The organism is Streptomyces sp. NPDC051180, assembly GCF_040689545.1.
Classification (GTDB): Bacteria; Actinomycetota; Actinomycetes; order Streptomycetales; family Streptomycetaceae; genus Streptomyces.
In genome coordinates this window covers 296,451-315,880 of record NZ_JBFBBC010000009.1, presented here as the reverse complement: position 1 = coordinate 315,880, position 19,430 = coordinate 296,451, and the positions used below count along the sequence as shown (strand labels likewise).

Annotated in this window: 13 protein-coding genes and 1 pseudogene; 10 read left to right on the top strand and 4 right to left on the bottom strand. The window is 74.7% G+C overall.

Translation table 11 applies throughout. The annotated features are described in order from the left end of the window. The 7 genes from AB0424_RS18875 to AB0424_RS18845 all read left to right on the top strand — a co-directional run. The coding region (locus AB0424_RS18875; RefSeq protein WP_366306751.1) for an amino acid adenylation domain-containing protein at positions 1 to 2,811 on the top strand (2,811 nt) is incomplete at its 5' end. Between the two features lie 285 nt (positions 2,812 to 3,096). Beyond that, positions 3,097 to 4,014 carry a kinase gene (locus tag AB0424_RS18870; RefSeq protein ID WP_366306749.1) on the top strand — a complete coding sequence of 306 codons (918 nt, stop codon included), beginning with the start codon at positions 3,097 to 3,099 and terminating at the stop codon, positions 4,012 to 4,014. Position 4,015: 1 nt separating this feature from the next. Beyond that, positions 4,016 to 5,074, top strand: a complete 1,059-nt coding sequence (locus tag AB0424_RS18865) for a PLP-dependent cysteine synthase family protein (RefSeq protein WP_366306747.1) — start codon at positions 4,016 to 4,018, stop codon at positions 5,072 to 5,074. Further along, entirely contained in the window at positions 5,071 to 6,351 is a 1,281-nt protein-coding gene (locus AB0424_RS18860) for an ATP-grasp domain-containing protein (protein WP_366306745.1), read from the top strand. The genes AB0424_RS18865 and AB0424_RS18860 overlap by 4 nt, the downstream gene beginning before the upstream one ends. Continuing rightward, on the top strand, positions 6,348 to 7,880 hold the full coding sequence (argH, locus tag AB0424_RS18855; RefSeq protein WP_366306743.1) for an argininosuccinate lyase: 1,533 nt from the start codon (positions 6,348 to 6,350) through the stop codon (positions 7,878 to 7,880). The genes AB0424_RS18860 and argH overlap by 4 nt, the downstream gene beginning before the upstream one ends. Next, positions 7,877 to 9,280, top strand: coding sequence for an MFS transporter (locus tag AB0424_RS18850; protein WP_366306742.1), 1,404 nt, complete (start codon positions 7,877 to 7,879; stop codon positions 9,278 to 9,280). Before argH ends, AB0424_RS18850 begins: the two co-directional genes overlap by 4 nt. A 55-nt stretch (positions 9,281 to 9,335) precedes the next feature. Then, on the top strand, positions 9,336 to 10,136 hold the full coding sequence (locus tag AB0424_RS18845) for a 4'-phosphopantetheinyl transferase superfamily protein (protein ID WP_366306740.1): 801 nt from the start codon (positions 9,336 to 9,338) through the stop codon (positions 10,134 to 10,136). Positions 10,137 to 10,225: 89 nt separating this feature from the next. Here the strand turns inward: AB0424_RS18845 and AB0424_RS18840 are convergent, their stop codons facing one another. The 3 genes from AB0424_RS18840 to AB0424_RS18830 form a co-directional block, all read right to left on the bottom strand. Next, positions 10,226 to 10,690, bottom strand: a complete 465-nt coding sequence (locus AB0424_RS18840) for a hypothetical protein (protein ID WP_366306738.1) — start codon at positions 10,688 to 10,690, stop codon at positions 10,226 to 10,228. Positions 10,691 to 10,706: 16 nt separating this feature from the next. Then, entirely contained in the window at positions 10,707 to 10,955 is a 249-nt protein-coding gene (locus tag AB0424_RS18835; protein WP_366306736.1) for a hypothetical protein, read from the bottom strand. A gap of 91 nt (positions 10,956 to 11,046) precedes the next feature. Then, complete coding sequence (locus AB0424_RS18830; protein ID WP_366306734.1) at positions 11,047 to 11,310, bottom strand: EF-hand domain-containing protein; 264 nt, start codon at positions 11,308 to 11,310, stop codon at positions 11,047 to 11,049. Positions 11,311 to 11,498: 188 nt separating this feature from the next. Between AB0424_RS18830 and recQ the strand changes: the two genes are divergently transcribed. After that, on the top strand, positions 11,499 to 13,580 hold the full coding sequence (gene recQ, locus AB0424_RS18825) for a DNA helicase RecQ (protein ID WP_366306732.1): 2,082 nt from the start codon (positions 11,499 to 11,501) through the stop codon (positions 13,578 to 13,580). 84 nt (positions 13,581 to 13,664) lie between these two features. Here recQ and AB0424_RS18820 read toward each other — a convergent pair whose 3' ends face one another. Beyond that, positions 13,665 to 14,960 carry a DUF3533 domain-containing protein gene (locus AB0424_RS18820; RefSeq protein ID WP_366306730.1) on the bottom strand — a complete coding sequence of 432 codons (1,296 nt, stop codon included), beginning with the start codon at positions 14,958 to 14,960 and terminating at the stop codon, positions 13,665 to 13,667. Positions 14,961 to 15,099: 139 nt separating this feature from the next. Here AB0424_RS18820 and AB0424_RS18815 point away from each other — a divergent pair, with 139 nt between their 5' ends. Next, a complete protein-coding gene (locus tag AB0424_RS18815; RefSeq protein ID WP_366306729.1) occupies positions 15,100 to 17,640 on the top strand; it encodes an ATP-dependent Clp protease ATP-binding subunit in 2,541 nt (846 codons plus the stop codon). 137 nt (positions 17,641 to 17,777) lie between these two features. Beyond that, a pseudogene (locus tag AB0424_RS18810) lies at positions 17,778 to 19,418 on the top strand (FUSC family protein). Positions 19,419 to 19,430: the final 12 nt, after the last annotated feature.

Below are 19,430 nucleotides of genomic sequence, written 5' to 3'. Positions count from 1 at the left end.
TTCGACCTGACGTTCGCCTTCGGCGAGCGGCGGACCGCGGACGGCAGCCCCGACGGACTCGACATCACCGTCGAGTACGCCACCGACCTCTACGAACCCGGCACCGTCGACCGCCTGCTGGAGCGCATGCTCCTCCTCCTGGACTCCGCGGCGACCCACCCCGACACGGCCGTCGCCTCGCTGCCCCTCCTTCCCGAGGAGGAGCGGGAGCTGCTCACCGCCTGGTCCGGCGCACCGACGGCCGGCCCGGACGCTGGTCTGGACGGTCTGTTCGCCGCGCAGGCGGCGCGGTCGCCCGAGGCGCCGGCGCTGGTCTTCGAGGACCAGGTGATCTCGTACGGTGAACTGGACGTCTGGTCCAACCGTCTGGCGCGTCACCTGACCGGCCGGGGCGTGCGTCCCGGCGATCTCGTCGGCGTGCACGTCGAGCGGTCGCCGCACATGGTGGCGTCGATCCTCGCCGTCCTGAAGGCCGGCGCGGGGTACACGATGCTCGACCCGCTGTTCCCGGTGGAGCGGCTCAACGGCGTCCTGGGACAGGTGGCACCGTCGGCGCTCCTCACCCAGACCCACCTCGCCCGACTCTCCACCGAAGCCGTGGTGGTGGACCTGACCGCCGAGGCGGGGGAGGTGAGCGGGCTGTCCGGGACCCCGGTGGAGACCGGCGGTTCACCGGAGTCGGTGGCCTGCGTGATGTTCACCTCGGGCTCGACGGGTCTGCCGAAGGGCGTGATGGCGTCGCACCGGGCGCTCGCCGCGACCTTCGTGGGACCGGACTACCTGGCCTTCGGCCCGCAGCAGACGTTCCTGCAGTGCTCCCCGGTCTCCTGGGACGCCTTCGCCCTCGAAGTGTTCGGCCCGCTGCTGCACGGCGGTGTCTGCGTCCTCCAGCCCGGTCAGCACACCGACCCGAACCTCATCGCCGAGCTGGTCGAGCAGCACCGGGTCACCACGCTGCAGATGTCCGCCAGTCTCTTCAACCACATGCTCGACGAGCACCCGCAGACCTTCACCCACCTCAAGGAGGCGATGACGGCGGGAGAGGCGGCCTCCCCGGCCCACACGGCGCGAGCCCTGGCCCGGCACCCCCGGCTGCACCTGCTCAACGGGTACGGCCCGGCCGAGAGCATGGGCTTCACCACCGCCTTCGTCATCGAGCCCCACGCCGCGGCCGGCGCCGCGAGCATCCCCGTGGGAGGCCCGCTCTCCGGCAAGCACGCCTACGTGCTCGACGCCCGCCTCGAACCGGTTCCGCCGGGTGTGCCGGGTGAGCTGTACGTGGCCGGCCACGGCCTCGCGCACGGCTACATCGGCCAGCAGGCCCTGACCGCCGACCGGTTCGTCGCCAACCCGCACGGCCCGGCGGGCTCCCGGATGTACCGCACGGGCGACCTCGCGCGCTGGAACAAGCAGGGCGCGCTGGAGTACCTCGGACGCGGCGACGAGCAGATCAAGCTGCGCGGCTTCCGCATCGAACCCGGCGAGATCGAGGCCGCGCTGATGGCACACGACGCGGTGGTCCAGGCCGCCGCCGTCGTGCGGGAGGACCGGCCCGGCGACAAGCGCCTCGTCGCCTACGCCGTACCCGCACCCGGCGAGGCACCGACCGTGGACGACCTGCGGCGCCGGGTCGCCGCCCGGCTGCCCGAGTACATGGTTCCCTCGGCCTTCGTGGTCCTGGAGGAGCTGCCGCGCACGGTCAACGGCAAGCTCGACCGGCGCGCCCTGCCCGCACCCGACCTCGGCACGGCGTCCGAGGGCGGCCGAGCGCCCCGCAACCCCGCCGAGGAGATCCTCTGCGGCCTCTTCGCGGACAACCTCGGTCTGGAATCCGTCGGCATCGACGACAACTTCTTCCACCGGGGCGGACACTCCCTGCGCGCCACGCTGCTGATCAGCCGCATCCGCGCCGTCTGGGACACCCGCATCACCATCAGCGACCTGTTCCAGAGCCCCACCCCGGCGCTGCTCGCCGAACACATCGCGGCGGGCAGCGGGGCCGACGCCCTCGGCACCGTCCTGCCCATCCGGGCCGCCACCGCGGCGAACTCCGGCGAGGCTCCGCTGTTCTGCGTGCACGCCGTGTCCGGCGTGAGCTGGGGCTACGCCGGCCTGCTGCCCCACCTCGACCAGGACAGGCCCGTCATCGCGCTCCAGGCCCGCAGGCTCGCCGGCCCGCACGGGGCGCCGGCCTCCCTGGAGGAGATGGCCGACGACTACCTCGCCGAGATCCGGCGCATCCAGCCCCACGGCCCCTACCACCTGCTCGGCTGGTCCTTCGGCGGCCTGGTCGCGCACGCCGTCGCCGCCCGGCTCGAAGCGGCCGGCGAGGAGGTGGCCCTGCTGGCCCTCCTCGACTCCTACCCGCTGCCCGACGGCTTCCGGGCACCGGAGATCGACGGCCGGCACGTCCTGACCGCCCTCCTCGGCACCCTCGGCGAGACGGTCCCGGTGCGCTGCGCGGACACGACGCCGGACATCGCCGAACTGGCCGAGGCGCTCCGCGGGGCCGACCCCGTGCTCGGCGCGCTGGAGCACGCGCAGGCGGCGGCCGTCGTGGCCGCCACCCTGGACAACCTGCGCATGCGCTACCGGTACGTGCCGGACGTCGCGTTCGCCGGCGACGCGGTGTTCTTCGACGCCACCGGCACCCCCGCGCCCCTGTCGGGCGCGGCGGCCTGGGCGCCGTACCTCACCGGCCGCATCGAGGAGTTCGCGGTCGACTGCGAGCACGCCCGGATGACCGAGGCGGAGCCGCTGCGCGAGATCGGGCGGGTGCTCGCCCGCAGGCTGCGGCCCGCCCGCATCTGACCGGGGGAGCGACCGGGGGACCGGGGCCCGTACGGCGGTTCGACCGCCGTACGGGCCCCGGCGCGTTCCCGCCCGGTCCGTCGGGCCCCGGCGCCGCCGCACCGCGCCCGCCCGCCGCCCGTAGCGCCTTCCCACCCCCTGCCCGCACCGCCCCGGCTAACTGCCCGCATACTGCCGCCTGACCAGCCGGGTCGGCGTCGCGGCGCTGCTTAGCGTTGGGGATGTCCGCACGATCGGCCAGGCCCCGTGAGTGGTGCGGTCCGGCCCCCAGAGGAAGTCAAGGACATGGTGGATCATTCCGGTTGGCGGGTCGGTGTCGCCTCGGCCCCCATACATCACGGCGAAATTCTCCAGGGCGTCTTTCCGCACCAGGGCCAGCTGACCCGGGGGCTGGTCACGTTGCCCTGCACGGTCTACACGACCCGGGCGTCGTTCATCCCCGCGCGGGGCGAGGAGCTGACCGTCTCCCCGGCCTGGAAGACCAAGGCGATGCGCGCCGCGCAGCTCACCGCCGAGGCGTGCGTCCCGCCCGGCGAGGGCCCGGTCGGCGGCCACCTCGAACTCACGGGCGACGTCCCGCTCTGCCGCGGCTTCGGCTCCTCCACCAGCGACGTGCTCGCCGCGGTCTGGGCCGTCCAGGACGCCCTGGTGAGCCCGCTGCCCGCCGAGGAGATCGCGCGGATCGCGGTACGCGCCGAGACCGCGTCCGACTCCCTGATGTTCAACGAGAGCTCGGTCCTCTTCGCCCAGCGCGAGGGCAAGGTCATCGAGGACTTCGGCTACCGCATGCCCGCCGTGCGGGTGCTCGGCTTCGGCTCGCGGCCCGAGAACGAGGGCAAGGGTGTCGACACGCTGGCCTTCCCGCCCGCCGAGTACGGCGCCGCCGAGCTGGAGCTCTTCGCCGAACTCCAGGTGATGCTGCGCGAGGCCATCCACACCAAGGACGTCGCCCTCGTCGGCGCCGTCGCCACCGCCAGTACCGACATCAACCAGCGCCATCTGCCCATCCCGCGCCTCGACGGCCTGCGGACCATCGTCCGCGAGACCGGGGCCCTCGGCATCCAGACCGCGCACAGCGGCGACATCGCCGGCCTCCTCTACGACCGCGACGACCCCGAGGTCGAGGCCCGCACCGAGCACGCCCAGCGACTGCTGCACAACATCGGCATCCACGAGCAGTGGATCTTCACGACGGGTGACTGACATGACTACGACCACGATCGCGGGCGCCGTCAAGCTGCACGACTCGGTGGTGGACGCCACCGAACTGCCCCGCATCATCCAGGTGACCGACAACCTCTACGCCGCCGCGTTCAGCCTGATGAAGCTGCTGCCCGCGCGCTACATCGTCGACCGCGCCGAGGCCGCCGGCGTGCTGCGGCCCGGCACCCGCGTCATCGAGACCTCCTCCGGCACCTTCGCCCTCGGCCTGGCGATGGTCTGCCGGCTGCGCGGCTACGACCTGACCATCGTCGGCGACTCCGCCATCGACCGCGACCTGCGCAACCGCCTGGAGATGCTCGGCGCCGACGTCGAGATCGTCGAGTACGCCGGTCAGGCCGGCGGCATCCAGGGCGCCCGCCTCGCCCGCGTCGCGGAGCTCCAGCGGCTCCACCCCGACAGCTTCGTCCCCGGGCAGTACGACAACCCGGACAACCCCGGCGCCTACGCCGTCGTCGCCGACCTCATCGGCGAGACCGTCGGCTCCGTGGACTGCCTCGTCGGCCCGGTCGGCTCCGGCGGCTCCACCGGCGGCCTGGCCGCCGCCCTGCGCCCCGCCGACCCGGCCCTGCACCTCGTCGGCGTCGACACCCACGGGTCGATCATCTTCGGCACCCCCGACGGCCCGCGCACCCTGCGCGGCCTCGGCAGCAGCATCCACCCGGGCAACGTCAAGCACAGCGCCTACGACGAGGTGCACTGGGTCACCGCCCCCGAGGCGTTCCACGCCACCCACGAACTCTTCCGCAACCACGGCCTGTTCATGGGCCCCACCAGCGGCGCCTCCTTCCAGGTCGCCTCCTGGTGGGCCGCGCGCAACCCCGGCAGCAAGGTCGTCATGGTGCTCCCCGACGAGGGCTACCGCTACCAGTCCACCGTCTACCACGCCGAGTGGCTGCGCGAGCAGGGCATCGAGCCGGCCCCCACCGTCGGCGGCCCCGTCACCGTCGACCACCCCCTGGACGCGCCGAGCTCCTGGACCCGCCTGGTGTGGGCCCGCCGGGGCTTCGACGACGTGATGACGCCGGAGGTCGAGGCATGAGCACCCCCCAGCTGCTGCTCGTCGAGTCCAACACCACCGGCACGGGCCGCCAGTTCGCCCAGCGGGCCCGCGCCCTCGGCGCCGAGCCGGTGCTGCTCGCCGCCGACCCCGGCCGCTACCCGTACGCCGCCGAGGACGACCTGCGCACCGTCGTCGTCGACACCGCCGACGCCGACGCCCTGTGGGCCGCCGTCACCGCCCTCGCGGCCCGCGCGCCGATCGCCGGCGTGCTCTCCAGCTCCGAGTACTACGTGGCCACGGCCGCCGACCTCGCCCGGCGGCTCGGCCTGCACGGCCCCTCCGCCGACGCCGTCCGGGCCTGCCGCGACAAGTCCCTCCAACGGCGCGCCCTGGCCGCCGCCGGCGTCCCCGTACCCCTCTTCTCGGTGGCCGGCGACGTCGCCGAGGCGCTCGCCGCCGCCCAGTGGCTCGGCGGCCCGGTCGTCGTCAAGCCCGTCCAGGGCTCGGGAAGCCTCGGCGTACGCCTCTGCCGCGACCGCGACGAGGTCGCCGAGCACGCCCGCGTCCTGCTGGCCGCCACCGTCAACGAACGCGGCCTCAGCACCCCCGGAGTCGTCCTCGTCGAGCAGTACCTGACGGGCCGCGAGTTCTCCGTGGAGGTCTTCGGGGAGGACGCCGTCGTCACCGTCGCCAAGCACGTCGGCGCGCCCCCGGTGTTCGTCGAGACCGGGCACGACGTCCCCGCACTGCTGCCCGCCGCCCAGGCCGCCGCGCTCGTCGACAGCGCCGTCCACGCCGTGAAGGCCCTCGGCCTCGGCTGGGGCGCCGCCCACGTCGAGCTCCGGCTCGACGGCGACGTGGCCCGCGTCATCGAGGTCAACCCCCGGCTGGCCGGCGGCATGATCCCCGAGCTCGTGCGCCGGGCCCGCGGCATCGACCTGGTCGGAGCCCAGGTACGCGCCGCCCTCGGCCGCGACGTCGACCTCGCCCACCCCGCGGCGGACGCCGCCGGAGCGGCCTCGATCCGCTTCCTCACGGCCCGCGCCGAGAGCGTCCTCGCGGACGTCACCGCCGCCGAGACGGCCGCCAGGGCGGTGCCCGGCGTCGTCGACACCGCCCTGTACCGCCCCGCCGGCACCCGCGTCGAACCCGCCGAGGACTTCCGCGGCCGGGTGGGCCACGTGATCACCGCGGGCGAGACCCCCGACCGGACCGCCGAGGCGGCCGAGGCCGCCCTCGCCCGCGGACTGGCCACCGCGCTGGAGCCCCTGGCGGCCCCGGCGACCCCCGTCGTCAAGGAGGTGCTGCCGGTATGACCGGCGTCAGCGACGCGTCGGACCCGGCCGCCCCCGCCGACCGGGAGGCAGGCGTCGACACCGGTCGGCTGCGCACCGGGCTCGACCCGCGCGCCCACCGCATCGTCTACGACCAGTACCGGCCCGACGGCGGCGACCCCGTCGGCGGCGAATTGCGGCTGATCAGCGAGGTCGACCGCGCCCACCTGGTGATGCTCACCGAGCGCGGCATCGTCGACACCGCCCGCGCCGGCGCCCTCCTCGACACCGTCGACGCCCTGCGCGCCGACGACTTCGGGCCCGTCCGCGACCGTCCCATGCCCCGCGGCCTCTACCTGGCGTACGAGGGCTGGCTCGTCGACCGGCTCGGCCAGCGGACCGGCGGCGTCCTGCACACCGGACGCTCCCGCAACGACCTCAACGCCACCACCGTGCGGCTCAAGGTGCGCGGCCCCTACGCCGAACTCCTCGACGAGGTCGCCGCACTGGCCCGGGTCCTGCTGGAGAAGGGCGAGGCGTACCAGGACGTCACCATGCCCGCCTACACCCACGGCCAGCCCGCCGTCCCCATCAGCTACGGCCACTACCTCACCGGCACCGCCGGCGCCGTGCTGCGCTCCCTGGAGGGGCTCCTCGACGCCGGACGGGAGATCGACGTCAACCCGCTCGGCGCGGGCGCCGTCGGCGGCACCTCCGTGCCCGTCGACCCCGCCCGCACCGCCGAACTCCTCGGCTTCACCACGGCCGCGCCCAACTCCGTCGACGCCGTCGCCTCCCGCGACTTCGTGCTGCGGATGCTGTCGTCCGCCGCCGTCCTCGGCGTGCTCCTGGCCCGGGTGGCCCGCGACCTCACCTGGTGGACCACGGAGGAGTTCGGGCTGCTGCGGATGGCCGACGACCTCGTCGGATCCAGCTCGATGATGCCGCAGAAGCGCAACCCCTTCCTCCTCGAACACATCCAGGGCCGGTCGACGGCCGCCCTCGCCGGATTCACCGGCGCCGCAGCCTCCATGTCCACCGCCGGCTACACCAACGCGATCGCCGTCGGCACCGAGGCCGTACGCCACCTCTGGCCCGGCCTGGCCGACACCACCCAGGCCGTCACCCTGCTCCGGCTCGTCGTCGCCGGAGCGGAACCCGACCGGGAACGGATGCGCGAGCGCGCACGGGAGGGCCTCACCTCGGCGACCTACCTCGCCGAACGCCTCGTCGTCGACGGCACCCCCTTCCGCACCGCCCACCACCTGGTCGGCGAGACCGTCCTCGCCGCCCTCGACGGCGGCGCGACCCTGTCCGACGCGGCCCGTTCCCACCCGGCCGTCGCCACCGCCGCCGCCGGCTACCCGGCCGACTGGCTCGACCCCGAGACCGTCGCCGCGGCCTGCGCCCACGGCGGCGGACCCGGCGGACCGGCACAGACCGCCGCCCTCGCCCGGGCCCGCGCCGAACTGGACCGCCTCACCGCCGAGTCGGCCGCCCGGCGGGCCCGCTGGGCCGACGCCGCCGAACGCCTCGACGTCGCCGTCGCCAAGGTGGTGGCCGACCGATGAACGCACGGCCCCGGTCCGGACTGCTGCGGCAGCGCGACTTCCGGCTCCTGTGGGCGGGGGAGACCACCAGCCGCTTCGGCAGCAACATCACCGGCGTCGCCATGCCGCTGGTGGCCGTGGTCACCCTGGACGCGAGCACCTTCTGGGTCAGCGCCCTCGCCGCCGCCGCCTGGCTGCCCTGGCTCCTGGTCGGCCTGCCGGCCGGGGCCTGGGTGGACCGGCTGCCCAGACGCCCCCTCATGGTCGCCTGCAACGTCGCCTCGCTCGTCCTCCTGCTCAGCGTGCCCGCCGCCGCCTGGCTCGACGTACTGACCATGGGCCAGCTGCTCGTCGTCTCGCTGCTCACCGGCCTCGCGAACGTCTTCTTCTCCATCGCCTACCGGGTCTACCTGCCGTTCGTCGTCAGCCGGGAGCACCTCACCGAGGCCAACGCCAAGCTCCAGGGCAGCGAGTCGGCGGCGCAGCTCGCCGGGCTCGGCGGCGGCGGCGTCCTGGCCGGGGTGTTCGGCGCGGTCACCGGACTGCTCGCCGACGCCGCGACCTTCCTCGCCTCCACGCTCTGCCTCCTCGGCATCCGCGCCACGGAGCCGCCGCCGGAGCGTCCCGAGCGGCCCACCGCCCTGCGCAAGGACGTCGCGGAGGGGCTGCGGCACACCGTGCGCGACCCCTACCTGCGCGTCCTCACGACCTACGGCACCGTCACCAACCTGCTGCTCACCGGCTACCAGGCCATCCTGACGGTGTTCCTCGTGCGTGAACTCCACGTCGGCGAGGCCGCCGTGGGCTGGCTCCTCGCGGGCAGCAGCGTCGGCGGACTGCTCGGCGCCGTCGTCGCCACCCCGATCGCCCGGCGCTTCGGCACCGCCCGCGGCATGCTCCTGTGCAAGTTCGCCACCGCCCCCTTCGGCCTGCTCATCCCGCTCGCCGAACCGGGCTGGCGGGTCGTCCTGCTGCCCCTCGGCGGCGCCGTCCTCGCCCTCGGCGTGGTCTCCGCCAACGTCATCCAGGGCGCCTTCCGGCAGACGTACTGCCCGCCGCAGCTCCTCGGCCGGATCACCGCGAGCGTGTCCGTCGCCAACTTCGGTGCCATCCCCGTCGGTTCGCTCCTCGGCGGCGTGCTCGGCGGGGTGCTCGGGCTGCGGCCCGCGCTCTGGCTGCTCACCGCCGGCCTCGCCGTCAGCTCCGTCCTGCTCCTGGCCGGCCCGCTGCGCGGCCGCCGCGACCTGCCCACCGATCCGCCCGGCGACCCCGCCGAGCCCCCCGAGCCGGTGGGCGCCCTCGCGTCCGCCGCGTCCACGGAGCCGGCCGGGCCGGCGGCCTCCGGCACCCCCGAGAAGTCCGAGGAGCCCGCCGCGCCCCCGCGGCGGGCATCCCGGTACGCAACCCCCGAACAAGGCTGATCCGTCCCGACGGCCATCCGCGTCCGCGCATCCGTCACCGAACAGGAGGGGTCCCGTGAGTGATCCCAGAAGCGGTTCCAGGAGTTCCGCGAGCGGCCTGCTGCTGCCCGCGCCCGCGCCACCGCCGCGCGACCTGCCGCGACCCGGGTCCCTCGACCTGTGGCTGCTCAGGGTCTCCGACGCCCGGGGCACCGGCCTCGACACGGCCGTGCTGGACGCCGACGAGCGGCAGCGCGCCGCCGGGCTGGCGTACGCGGAGGACCGGGTCCGCTTCACCGCCGCCCATCTGGCGCTGCGCCGCCTGCTGGGCACCTACCTCGACATGCTTCCGCAGGACATCCGCTACGGCCGGGAGACCTGCCCGTGCTGCGGCGGCCCGCACGGACGGCCCACCGTCCTCGGGGCCACCCGCGGACTGCACTTCTCGCTCTCCCACCGGGGCGACCTCGTGCTGGTGGGGACCGCGGTGGCCCCCATCGGCGTCGACGTGGACCTGGTCGCCGACCCGGGCGGCGCCGCGGAACTCGCCGCCATGCTGCACCCGGCCGAACAGCGCGAGATCGAGGCGCTGCCTCCTCCGCGCCGTCCGCGGGCGCTGGCCCGGCTGTGGACCCGCAAGGAGGCGTACCTCAAGGGCCTCGGCACCGGGCTCGGCAGGGATCCGGCCGCCGACTACGTGGGATCGGGCAGCCCCGAGGGCCCGCTGCCCCCGGCCGGCTGGACGCTGCTCGACATCCCCGTCGACCGGGGGTACGCGGCGGCCGTGGCCGTCCACGGCGAGCTGACGACGCCGTCGCCGCGGGTGAACCGCCTCTCGGAGCGCGACATCCGCGGGGACCCGCCGGACCGCCCGTGAGGGCGGCGGCGGGACCGCGCACACGGGAAGGTCCCCGGACGAACCGTCCGGGGACCTTCTCGTGTCGGCGCGAACACCGGCGGCCGCGCTCAGCCGGCCGCCGCGATCCACTCGTCGAGCTGCTCGGGCGTCGTGGCCGGATCGGCCACCAGCTCGGCCAGCGTGTCGTCGGCGAGGTGCCGGGTGGAGACGGCGGGGCAGCGCGCGCACGCGGCCACCCCGGTCTGCTGCCACCACTGGCACCTGGCCCGGAGGTGACACCGCGGGACGTGGCCGTCCTCCTGCGCGGCGGGCCGGTACAGCACCCGCTCCACGAGCGTGCAGTCGTCGCCCCTGCGGTTCAGGCAGTCGCTGACGCAGTGCGAGGCGAAGCGCAGGATGCGCCGCGGCTCGATGCCCTCCGGCACCTCCGAGAGGGCCTCGGACGCCGGTACCGGATCGGCCAGGTACACGACCCGGCCGTCCTGCCCGGACCGTACGCCCAGGACGACGGACTCGGGCGCGTGCGCGTCGCCGCTGGGGCACCAGGTCTGCGGGGACTCGTCCCTGCCCACGGTGGTCACCTCCGGCTCAGCAGGTGCCGGACTGGATGCCCAGCCCCGCCACCCGGCCGCCGACGCTCTGGCTCAGCGGCTCCGAACCGGACTCCCGGTCCTGGGCCGCGGCGAGCAGGATGCCGTCCTTGAGCTGGGCCGTCGACGTGATCCGCGTGGTCGCGGCGTCCGACGCGGCCGCCGCACCGGCACCGGTGACGACGAGGCCGGCGGCGAGCAGCGCGGCGGCTCCGGCCGCGGCCACCTTACGGGTGGGGTTCTCCATGGCGTACTCCTGTCTCTGGGGAATTGGCCAGGAGCGTAGGGACGCCGGTGCCGCCGGCCCGGTAGTCGGGGGCGGCAGCCGACCGGCGGTTTCAGGACGCGGGCGCCCAGCCGAAGCGTCGGTTCACGAGCGCGGCGAACTCCTCGAAGGTCAGGACCCGGTCCCCGTTCCGGTCGGCCTCGTCGAAGAGTGCCGAGGACGCGTCGTCGTCGCCGACGCCCCAGACCGGGATGACGCCGTGCGCCGCGAGCGTCGGGCCCTTGGCCCGCAGGGCGCTGATCACCTCGGCCCGGGTCAGCGTGCCGTCCCGGTCGAGGTCGAGCGCGTCGAAGAGGGTCCGGGCCTTGTCGCTCATGGCGTGTCCTGTCCGCTGTCCACTGGTCGCGTTCCCCGGGGTACCCGGTCCACGGGCGTCGCGTCGGCCGACGCGTGCCGTACGGAAGGACGTCCGGACGGCCCGGCCAGTTGCCTCCGGAACCCCCTTCGTCCACAGGCCCCGGTGGACGGGCCCGGGGTGTCCGTGCGGGCGGATAGGCTTCGGGAATGGTCCTCTCCGACGCATCCACCGAGATCTCCGACGCCGAGCGGGTGCTCCAGCGCGTCTTCGGATACAGCTCCTTCCGCGGTGAGCAGCAGGAGATCATCGAGCAGGTCGTCGGCGGCGGTGACGCCCTCGTCCTGATGCCGACCGGCGGCGGCAAGTCGCTCTGCTACCAGATCCCGGCCCTGGTCAGAGACGGTACGGGCGTGGTGGTCTCACCGCTCATCGCCCTGATGCAGGACCAGGTGGACGCGCTCAGGGCGCTCGGCGTGCGCGCCGGCTTCCTCAACTCGACCCAGGACCCGTACGAGCGGCAGGCCGTCGAGCAGGCGTTCCTCGCCGACGAGCTCGACCTGCTGTACCTCGCCCCCGAGCGGCTGCGGACCGAGGGCACCCAGCGGCTGCTCGACCGGGGCACGGTGTCGCTCTTCGCGATCGACGAGGCGCACTGCGTCGCCCAGTGGGGCCACGACTTCCGCCCGGACTACCTCGCCCTGTCCATGCTCCACGAGCGCTGGCCGAAGGTGCCGCGGATCGCGCTGACCGCGACGGCGACCGAGGCCACCCACGCCGAGATCGCGGCGCGGCTCGGCCTGGAGGAGGCCCGGCACTTCGTCGCCGGCTTCGACCGGCCCAACATCCAGTACCGGATCGTCCCCAAGAACAACCCGCTCAAGCAGCTGCTCGAACTGATCAGGACCGAGCACGCCGGGGACGCCGGAGTCGTCTACTGCCTCTCGCGCTCCTCGGTGGAGAAGACCGCCGCCTCCCTCGTCGAGCACGGCATCGACGCCGTGCCGTACCACGCCGGCATGGACGCCCGCGCCCGCGCGGCCAACCAGGCCCGCTTCCTGCGGGAGGACGGCGTCGTGGTCGTCGCGACGATCGCCTTCGGCATGGGCATCGACAAGCCGGACGTGCGGTTCGTCGCCCACCTCGACCTGCCGAAGTCCGTCGAGGGGTACTACCAGGAGACCGGCCGCGCCGGCCGTGACGGCGAGCCGGCCACGGCCTGGCTGGCGTACGGCCTCCAGGACGTCGTCCAGCAGCGCAAGCTCATCGACGGCTCCGAGGGCGACGAGGCGCACCGCCGGGGCCTCGGCATGCACCTGGACGCCATGCTCGCGCTCTGCGAGACGGTCGACTGCCGCCGCGTGCGGCTCCTGGCCTACTTCGGGCAGTCGGGCGAGCCCTGCGGCAACTGCGACACGTGTCTGACGCCCGCCGAGTCCTGGGACGGCACGGTCGCGGCCCAGAAGCTGCTGTCCACGATCTGGCGGCTGGCCAAGGAGCGGCGCCAGAAGTTCGGCGCCGGACAGATCATCGACATCCTCCAGGGCAAGCGGACGGCCAAGGTCATCCAGTTCGACCACGACGGGCTGTCCGTGTTCGGCGTCGGTGCCGACCTGGGCACCGCGGAGTGGCGCGGTGTGGTCCGCCAGCTGCTCGCCCAGGGCCTGCTCGCCGTCGAGGGCGACTACGGCACGCTGGTCCTCACCGAGCAGAGCGGCGAGGTGCTCGGCGGGCGCCGCACCGTCGCCCTGCGCAAGGAGAAGGCCCCCGCGGCGGCCGCCCGGAAGGAGTCCGGAGCGCGCTCGGGCAAGGGCGCCCGGGTGCCGGTCGACCTGCCGGCCGCCGCCGTCCCGGTCTTCGAGGCGCTCCGTGCCTGGCGGGCCGCCACCGCGCGCGAGCAGGGCGTCCCGGCGTACGTCGTCTTCCACGACGCGACCCTCCGCGAGATCGCCACCCTCTTCCCCGCGACGGTCCAAGAGCTCGGCACCGTCGGCGGAGTCGGCGAGGCCAAGCTCACCAAGTACGCCGAGGGCGTCCTCGCCACCCTGGCCGAGTGCGAGGCCCCCGCCGCCCCGGCGGGTGACGACCCGGCCGCACCCGCTCCGGCGGCCCCCGCCGGCCCGGCCCCCGCGGGTCCGGTCTCCGCTCCCGCCTCGTCCGCGCGGTCCGCCTCGGTCCCTTCGGCCGCCGAGCCCGCCGCTCCGGCGGGGCGGTCCTCCGCGCCGTACGACGACGGTCCGCCGCTCTTCGCCGACGACGAGACCGAGCCGCCGTGGGACGAATGGGAGTAGCGGGCCCTCCCGCCCCGCCGGAGCCCCTGCCGGAGCGCCCTCCAGGGCCCGGCCTGGAGGGCGGGCCGGCGATCGGCCGGTCGGTCAGGCCGGCTGCGGGGTGAGTCGGGCGAGGCCCCTGCGGTCGTAGTAGCGGGTCATGCCCAGGCCGAAGAGCAGGGCGGCGGCCGTGCCGATCGCGATCATGATCCAGCCCCGGGCGAGACCGGCGTCGGCCCGCGCGTCGAAGTAGAGGATCGCCCGGACACCGGCGCTCAGCTGGTGCATCGGCTCGAAGACGCCGAGGAAGCGGTAGAAGCCCGGCGTCGCCTCCAGGGGCACGGTCGCACCGGAGGAGGGGAGGGCCAGCGCGATGAAGACGAACATCGAGACGAGCTGGCCGATCCCCCCGAAGGCCGCGTTGATGGCCTGGACGCCGAGGCCGACGGCGACCGTCGCGCAGTAGGAGAAGACCCACAGCATCGGCAGGTGCGAGGCGTCCATGCCGAGCAGCGCGATCGTCGCCACCATGACGAGGGTCGTCGTCAGGAGCGCGATCCCGGCCGTCATGACCATCTTCAGGACGAGGGTCTGGGTGCGGCTGACGGGCACGGTCGGCCGGCGGGTGTGCCAGGGGCCCAGCTCGCTGTCCGCGTAGCCGAGGGCGGTGTCGACCCCGGTGTTCACGAGGTTCCCCCCGATGAAGCCGCTGAGGACGAGCAGCAGGGTGTAGTAGAACGCGGTCAGGCCCAGTCCGCTGTGCGCGCCGATGGGGTGCCCGGGGCGGGTGACGACGGCGACCGGGTCGGCCAGCAGCAGCCGTGCGGTGGGCGTGGCGGCGGTGGCCGAGAGCTGCTTGCCGATGGTCAGCGACGCCTGGTGGGCGGCGTTCTGGTTGATCTGGGCCGTCAGGGACGACCCGAGGCTGCCGAGGCCGGGGTTGGTCAGCACCGTGAGCGTCGGCCGTCGCGTCGCCCGGTTCGTGGTCAGGGCCGCGACGGAGGCGGTGAAGTCCGCGGGCACGACCAGGGCGCCGAAGACCTTCCCCGAGGCGAGTGAGTCCTGTGCCTCCGCACGGCTCACCAGGTGCCATTCCACGGAGTCCTTCCCCCGGGAGGCCGAGACGATCGCGTCGCTGATCTGCTGCCCGAGGTTCTCGCTCTGCCCCGGCAGCGGGGCGCCCCGGTCCTCGTCGACGAGGGCGACGGGCAGCCCGCGCAGGTTCTCCGACGGGTTGAGGACGCCACCCGTGTAGAGGAGCGAGAGCAGCAGGGCGACCAAGGCGCTGAGGACCGCGGGCACGAGCCACAGCTTCGGGTTCCGGAGCAGGCGCCCCGCACGGACCTGGGGTTCCGGCGCGTCCGTGGGGTGCGGGGAGTCGGGGGTGTTCGGGGAGGTCATGGTGCCATCGTCGACCGGCGCGGCCCGCGAGCCCGGAATGCGGATGATTCGGGCGGGGCGGGTGTGTCGGGGACTCCGTTTGCGGACCGTCGGAGGCCGGGTTTGAGTGGGAGCGACCCCCACGCGTCCTGGAGCTGACATGTCGATGGCGTTCGGTTCTCCCTTTGGCTCGTCCGATCCTTTCAGCGACATGCTGAACCGGTTCTTCGGCATGTCACCGGCGTCGTCGCCCCCGGCGGTGCAGCGCGTCCCGATCGGCCGGCTGCTGACGGAGTCGTCGCACGCCCTCCTCAACACCGCGGCCGGCAAGGCCGCCCAGGACGGCACGACCGACCTCGACACCGAGCACCTCCTGTGGGCGGCCACCCAGGTCGACCCCGCCCGCCGACTGCTCTCCCAGGTCGGCGTGGACCCCGACGCGCTCGCGTCCCAGCTCGACCGCGTGCTGCCCCGGGAGTCCGGCGAACCGTCCTCGGAGCCCGGACTCACCCCGGCGGCCAAGCGCACGCTCGCCGCCGCCTACGCGCGCTCGCAGGCGGCCGGCGTCTCCTACATCGGCCCCGAGCACATCCTCGGCGCGCTCCTCGCGGAGCCCGAGGCGGGCGCCGCGCAGCTGCTGGACGCCGACGACGTGGACGTGCGCAAGCTCCGCGGCCTCACGGAGCAGGCGGGGCGCGGAGACGGCGCCGCGCCCGCCGCGCCGAAGCAGCAGGAGCCCGCCACCACCCTCGACGAGTACGGGCGCGACCTGACGGAGGAGGCCAGGGCGGGCAGGCTCGACCCCGTCGTCGGCCGCGCCGAGGAGATCGAGCAGACCGTCGAGATCCTCTCCCGCCGCTCCAAGAACAACCCGGTCCTCATCGGCGAGCCCGGCGTCGGCAAGACCGCCATCGTGGAGGGACTGGCCCAGCGCATCGTCGCCGACGAGGTCCCCGCGACCCTGAAGGGCAAGCGGGTCGTCTCCCTCGACCTCTCCGGGATGGTCGCGGGCGCCCAGTACCGCGGCCAGTTCGAGGAACGCCTCAAGAAGGTCATCGAGGACGTCCAGAACGCGAGCGGCGAGATCGTCCTCTTCATCGACGAACTGCACACCGTCGTCGGCGCGGGCGCCACGGGCGAGGGCGCGATGGACGCCGGGAACATGCTCAAGCCCGCCCTCGCGCGCGGCGAACTCCAGCTGGTGGGGGCGACCACCATCGACGAGTACCGCAAGCACATCGAGAAGGACGCGGCCCTCGAACGCCGCTTCCAGCCCGTCCTCGTCCCCGAGCCGACCGTCGAGGAGACCGTGCAGATCCTCGAAGGACTGCGGGACGCCTACGAGGCCCACCACCAGGTCCGCTTCGCCGACGGCGCCCTCACCGCGGCGGCGGAGCTCTCCGACCGGTACGTCAGCGACCGCTTCCTGCCCGACAAGGCGATCGACCTCATCGACCAGGCGGGCGCCCGCGTACGGCTCCGTGCCGCCGGGCGCTCCACCGAGGTGGTCGGCCGGGAGGACCGCCTGGCGAAGCTGCGCCGCGAGAAGGACCAGGCCGTCGCCGGCGAGGACTTCGAGAAGGCGTCGGACCTCAAGCGGCAGATCGCCGACGTGGAGGGCGAGCTCGCCGGCATCGAGGAGCGACGCGAGGGCGTCGTCTCGGTCACGGCCGCCGACATCGCCGACATCGTCTCCCGGCGCACCGGCATCCCGGTCTCCCAGCTCACCGCCAGCGAGAAGGAGAAGCTGCTGCGGCTGGAGGAGGAGATGCACGCCAGGATCGTCGGCCAGGACGAGGCGGTGACCGCCGTCTCCGAGGCCGTACGCCGCAACCGCGCCGGCATGGGGGACCCGAACCGCCCGGTCGGCTCCTTCCTCTTCCTCGGACCCACCGGCGTCGGCAAGACCGAACTCGCCAAGACGCTCGCCGAGCTGCTCTTCGGCGACGAGGACCGCATGATCCGGTTCGACATGAGCGAGTTCCAGGAGAAGCACACCGTCGCCCGCCTCGTCGGCGCCCCGCCCGGATACGTGGGGTACGAGGAGGCCGGCCAGCTCACCGAGAAGGTCCGGCGCCAGCCGTACAGCGTGGTCCTCTTCGACGAGGTGGAGAAGGGGCACCCGGACGTCTTCAACACGCTGCTGCAGATCCTCGACGACGGGCGCCTCACCGACGGCCAGGGCCGCACGGTCGACTTCCGCCACTGCGTCGTCATCATGACGTCCAACATCGGCGCGCACCGGATCCTCGCCCACGAGGGCGACGCGGCCGAGCTGAAGGACCGGCTGATGGAGGACCTGCGCGGGCGCTTCCTGCCAGAGTTCCTCAACCGCATCGACGACATCATCGTCTTCCACAGCCTCACCGAGGACGACCTGTCCGAGATCGTCGAGCACCTCCTGGACCGCAGCAAGCACCGCGTCCACGCCCAGGGCATGACCCTGGAGGTCACCGAGGCCGCGAAGAAGCTCCTGGTGGCCCACGGCCACCAGCCCGCCTTCGGCGCCCGCCCGCTGCGCCGCACCATCCAGACCGAGCTCGACAACCGCATCGCCTCCCTCCTCCTCGGCGGCGAGGCCGACCCCGGCGACACCCTCGTCGCCGACGTCCGGGACGACTCGCTCCACTGCACCGTCCGCAAGGGCGCCCCCGCGCCCGGGGCCGCGGACGAGCCGGCCGCCGCGGACGGCGGCACCTGAGCCGAGCGGGGACCGGCGGCGTGACACCCCGGCGGCCGTGGACGGCGCGCGCGGCGCGGGCGCTCTCGCCCCGGGGCGCTCTCGCCCTCCAGAGCGTGGACGGCGCGCTGTCCTTCGCCCTCCGCGCCGCGCTGGCCATGGCCCTGCCCGCCGTGCCGATGGCCCTGGCCGGGCGGGCCGACCTGGCCGTCTACGCCATGCTGGGCTCCTTCACGACCACCTTCGGACGCAATCTCCCGTACGCGCGCAGGGCGCGCGTGCTCGCCGTCGTCGCGGTGGCCATGACCGCCTGCGTGGCCGCCGGGACGGCGCTCGCCGCGTGGGCCCGTCCGGCCGACGGGGGAGCGGGCGCCGCCGTCACGGTGGCCGCCACCGCGCTCGTCGCCGGGGCCGCGAAGTTCGCCTGCGACGCGGCGCGGCTGACCGGTCTCGGCGCCGTCCTGCTGCTGTTCTCGTTCGCCGTGGCGGCCAACGCGGTCGCCACGACCGGCGACGTCCTGCCCCGGACCGCCCTGGCCGCGACCGGCGCCGCCGTGGCCTGGGCCCTGGCCGTCGCGGGCCGGTGGCTCCAGCCGGACCGGCCCGAGCGCCTCGCGGTGGCCGGGGCGCTCCGTGAGGTCGCCGACCTGTGCGAGGCGACCGCCCCGGACGCCGGCGAGGGAGCCCCGGGGCCGCCCGGCGGGCTCGTACGGCACCGGGCGACGGCCGCCGTCCTCCAGGCGTACCGGACGCTGGGCCGGCTGCCGCCGGCCTCCGCCGCCTAGCACGGCCGGGGCGACACCTGCCTCCGGCTCGCCGACCTCGCCTGGTCGCTGCTCGTCGGCTCGGCCGCCCGCCCGCCCGGGGACCCCGCCGGGCTCGCACGCGACCTGCGGCACCAGGCACGGCTGCTCGCCGACCGCCGCCTGCGCCGGCCGCCGGTGCTGCTGACGGCGGGAGGGCCCCCGCCGCCGTCGCCCGCCCCGCGACCGGGCGGGTCCGGGACGGCGGCGGGGGCTGCCGGGCGCGGCAGCCCGGAGGCCACCGAACTCCGGGCGGCGGAGCTGGTGGCGGGGCCGCGCCACGGCCGGGCGGCCGTGCTCCTCGTGCCCGCCCTGCGGATGGTCCTCGGGACCGGCCTCGCGGGCGGGACCGCGCTCCTCCTCGGCCTCGGCCACGGGTACTGGGCGTCGATCTCCGCCGCGGCGGTCCTCCACTCGGTCAACGTGCGCACGGCGACGCAGCGGGCCGTCCAGCGCACGCTGGGGACCGTCGCGGGCCTGCTCCTCGCCTTCGGGGTCCTCGCCGCGGAGCCCGGACCCACGGTCCTCGTCCTCGTGATCGTGCTGCTCGAGTTCCTGCTGGAGTACGTCGTGGCCCGCAACTACGGACTGGGCGTCGTCTTCCTCACCCCGCTGGCCCTCCTGCTCTCCGACCTCGCCGCACCGGCGGCGGCCGACGTCCTCGTCGAGGACCGGGCGCTGGGCAGCGTCCTCGGTGTCGGCGTCGCGCTGGGCTGCGCGCTCCTCGTCGTCCACGACCGTGCCGCCGTGCGGGCACAGCGTGCGCTCGGAGCGTGCGCGGAGGCGTCGGTGCGCGTCGAACGCGCGCTGGTCGGCGGTGCGGTGGAGTCGTACCCCGCCGTGCAGAGCGGCCTGGCGGCCGCCGTCGTGGAGCTGCGCGAGGCCGACGACGCGGCGGCGGGCGAACTCTGGCCCGCCGAGATCGACCCCACGGAACTCGCCGCCGCGGAACGGCGCGCCCATCTGCTCCTGGAGCGGCTGCACCGCGGGCGGTGACCGCCGCGGCCG

Bases quoted from the DNA above. Each gene is read 5' to 3' on its own strand.
- AB0424_RS18815 (WP_366306729.1), top strand. From the start codon at position 15,100: ATGTCGATGGCGTTCGGTTCTCCCTTTGGCTCGTCCGATCCTTTCAGC.
- AB0424_RS18830 (WP_366306734.1), bottom strand. From the start codon at position 11,310: ATGAGCGACAAGGCCCGGACCCTCTTCGACGCGCTCGACCTCGACCGG.
- AB0424_RS18835 (WP_366306736.1), bottom strand. From the start codon at position 10,955: ATGGAGAACCCCACCCGTAAGGTGGCCGCGGCCGGAGCCGCCGCGCTG.
- AB0424_RS18870 (WP_366306749.1), top strand. From the start codon at position 3,097: ATGGTGGATCATTCCGGTTGGCGGGTCGGTGTCGCCTCGGCCCCCATA.
- AB0424_RS18865 (WP_366306747.1), top strand. From the start codon at position 4,016: ATGACTACGACCACGATCGCGGGCGCCGTCAAGCTGCACGACTCGGTG.
- AB0424_RS18860 (WP_366306745.1), top strand. From the start codon at position 5,071: ATGAGCACCCCCCAGCTGCTGCTCGTCGAGTCCAACACCACCGGCACG.
- AB0424_RS18850 (WP_366306742.1), top strand. From the start codon at position 7,877: ATGAACGCACGGCCCCGGTCCGGACTGCTGCGGCAGCGCGACTTCCGG.
- AB0424_RS18820 (WP_366306730.1), bottom strand. From the start codon at position 14,960: ATGACCTCCCCGAACACCCCCGACTCCCCGCACCCCACGGACGCGCCG.
- argH (WP_366306743.1), top strand. From the start codon at position 6,348: ATGACCGGCGTCAGCGACGCGTCGGACCCGGCCGCCCCCGCCGACCGG.
- recQ (WP_366306732.1), top strand. From the start codon at position 11,499: ATGGTCCTCTCCGACGCATCCACCGAGATCTCCGACGCCGAGCGGGTG.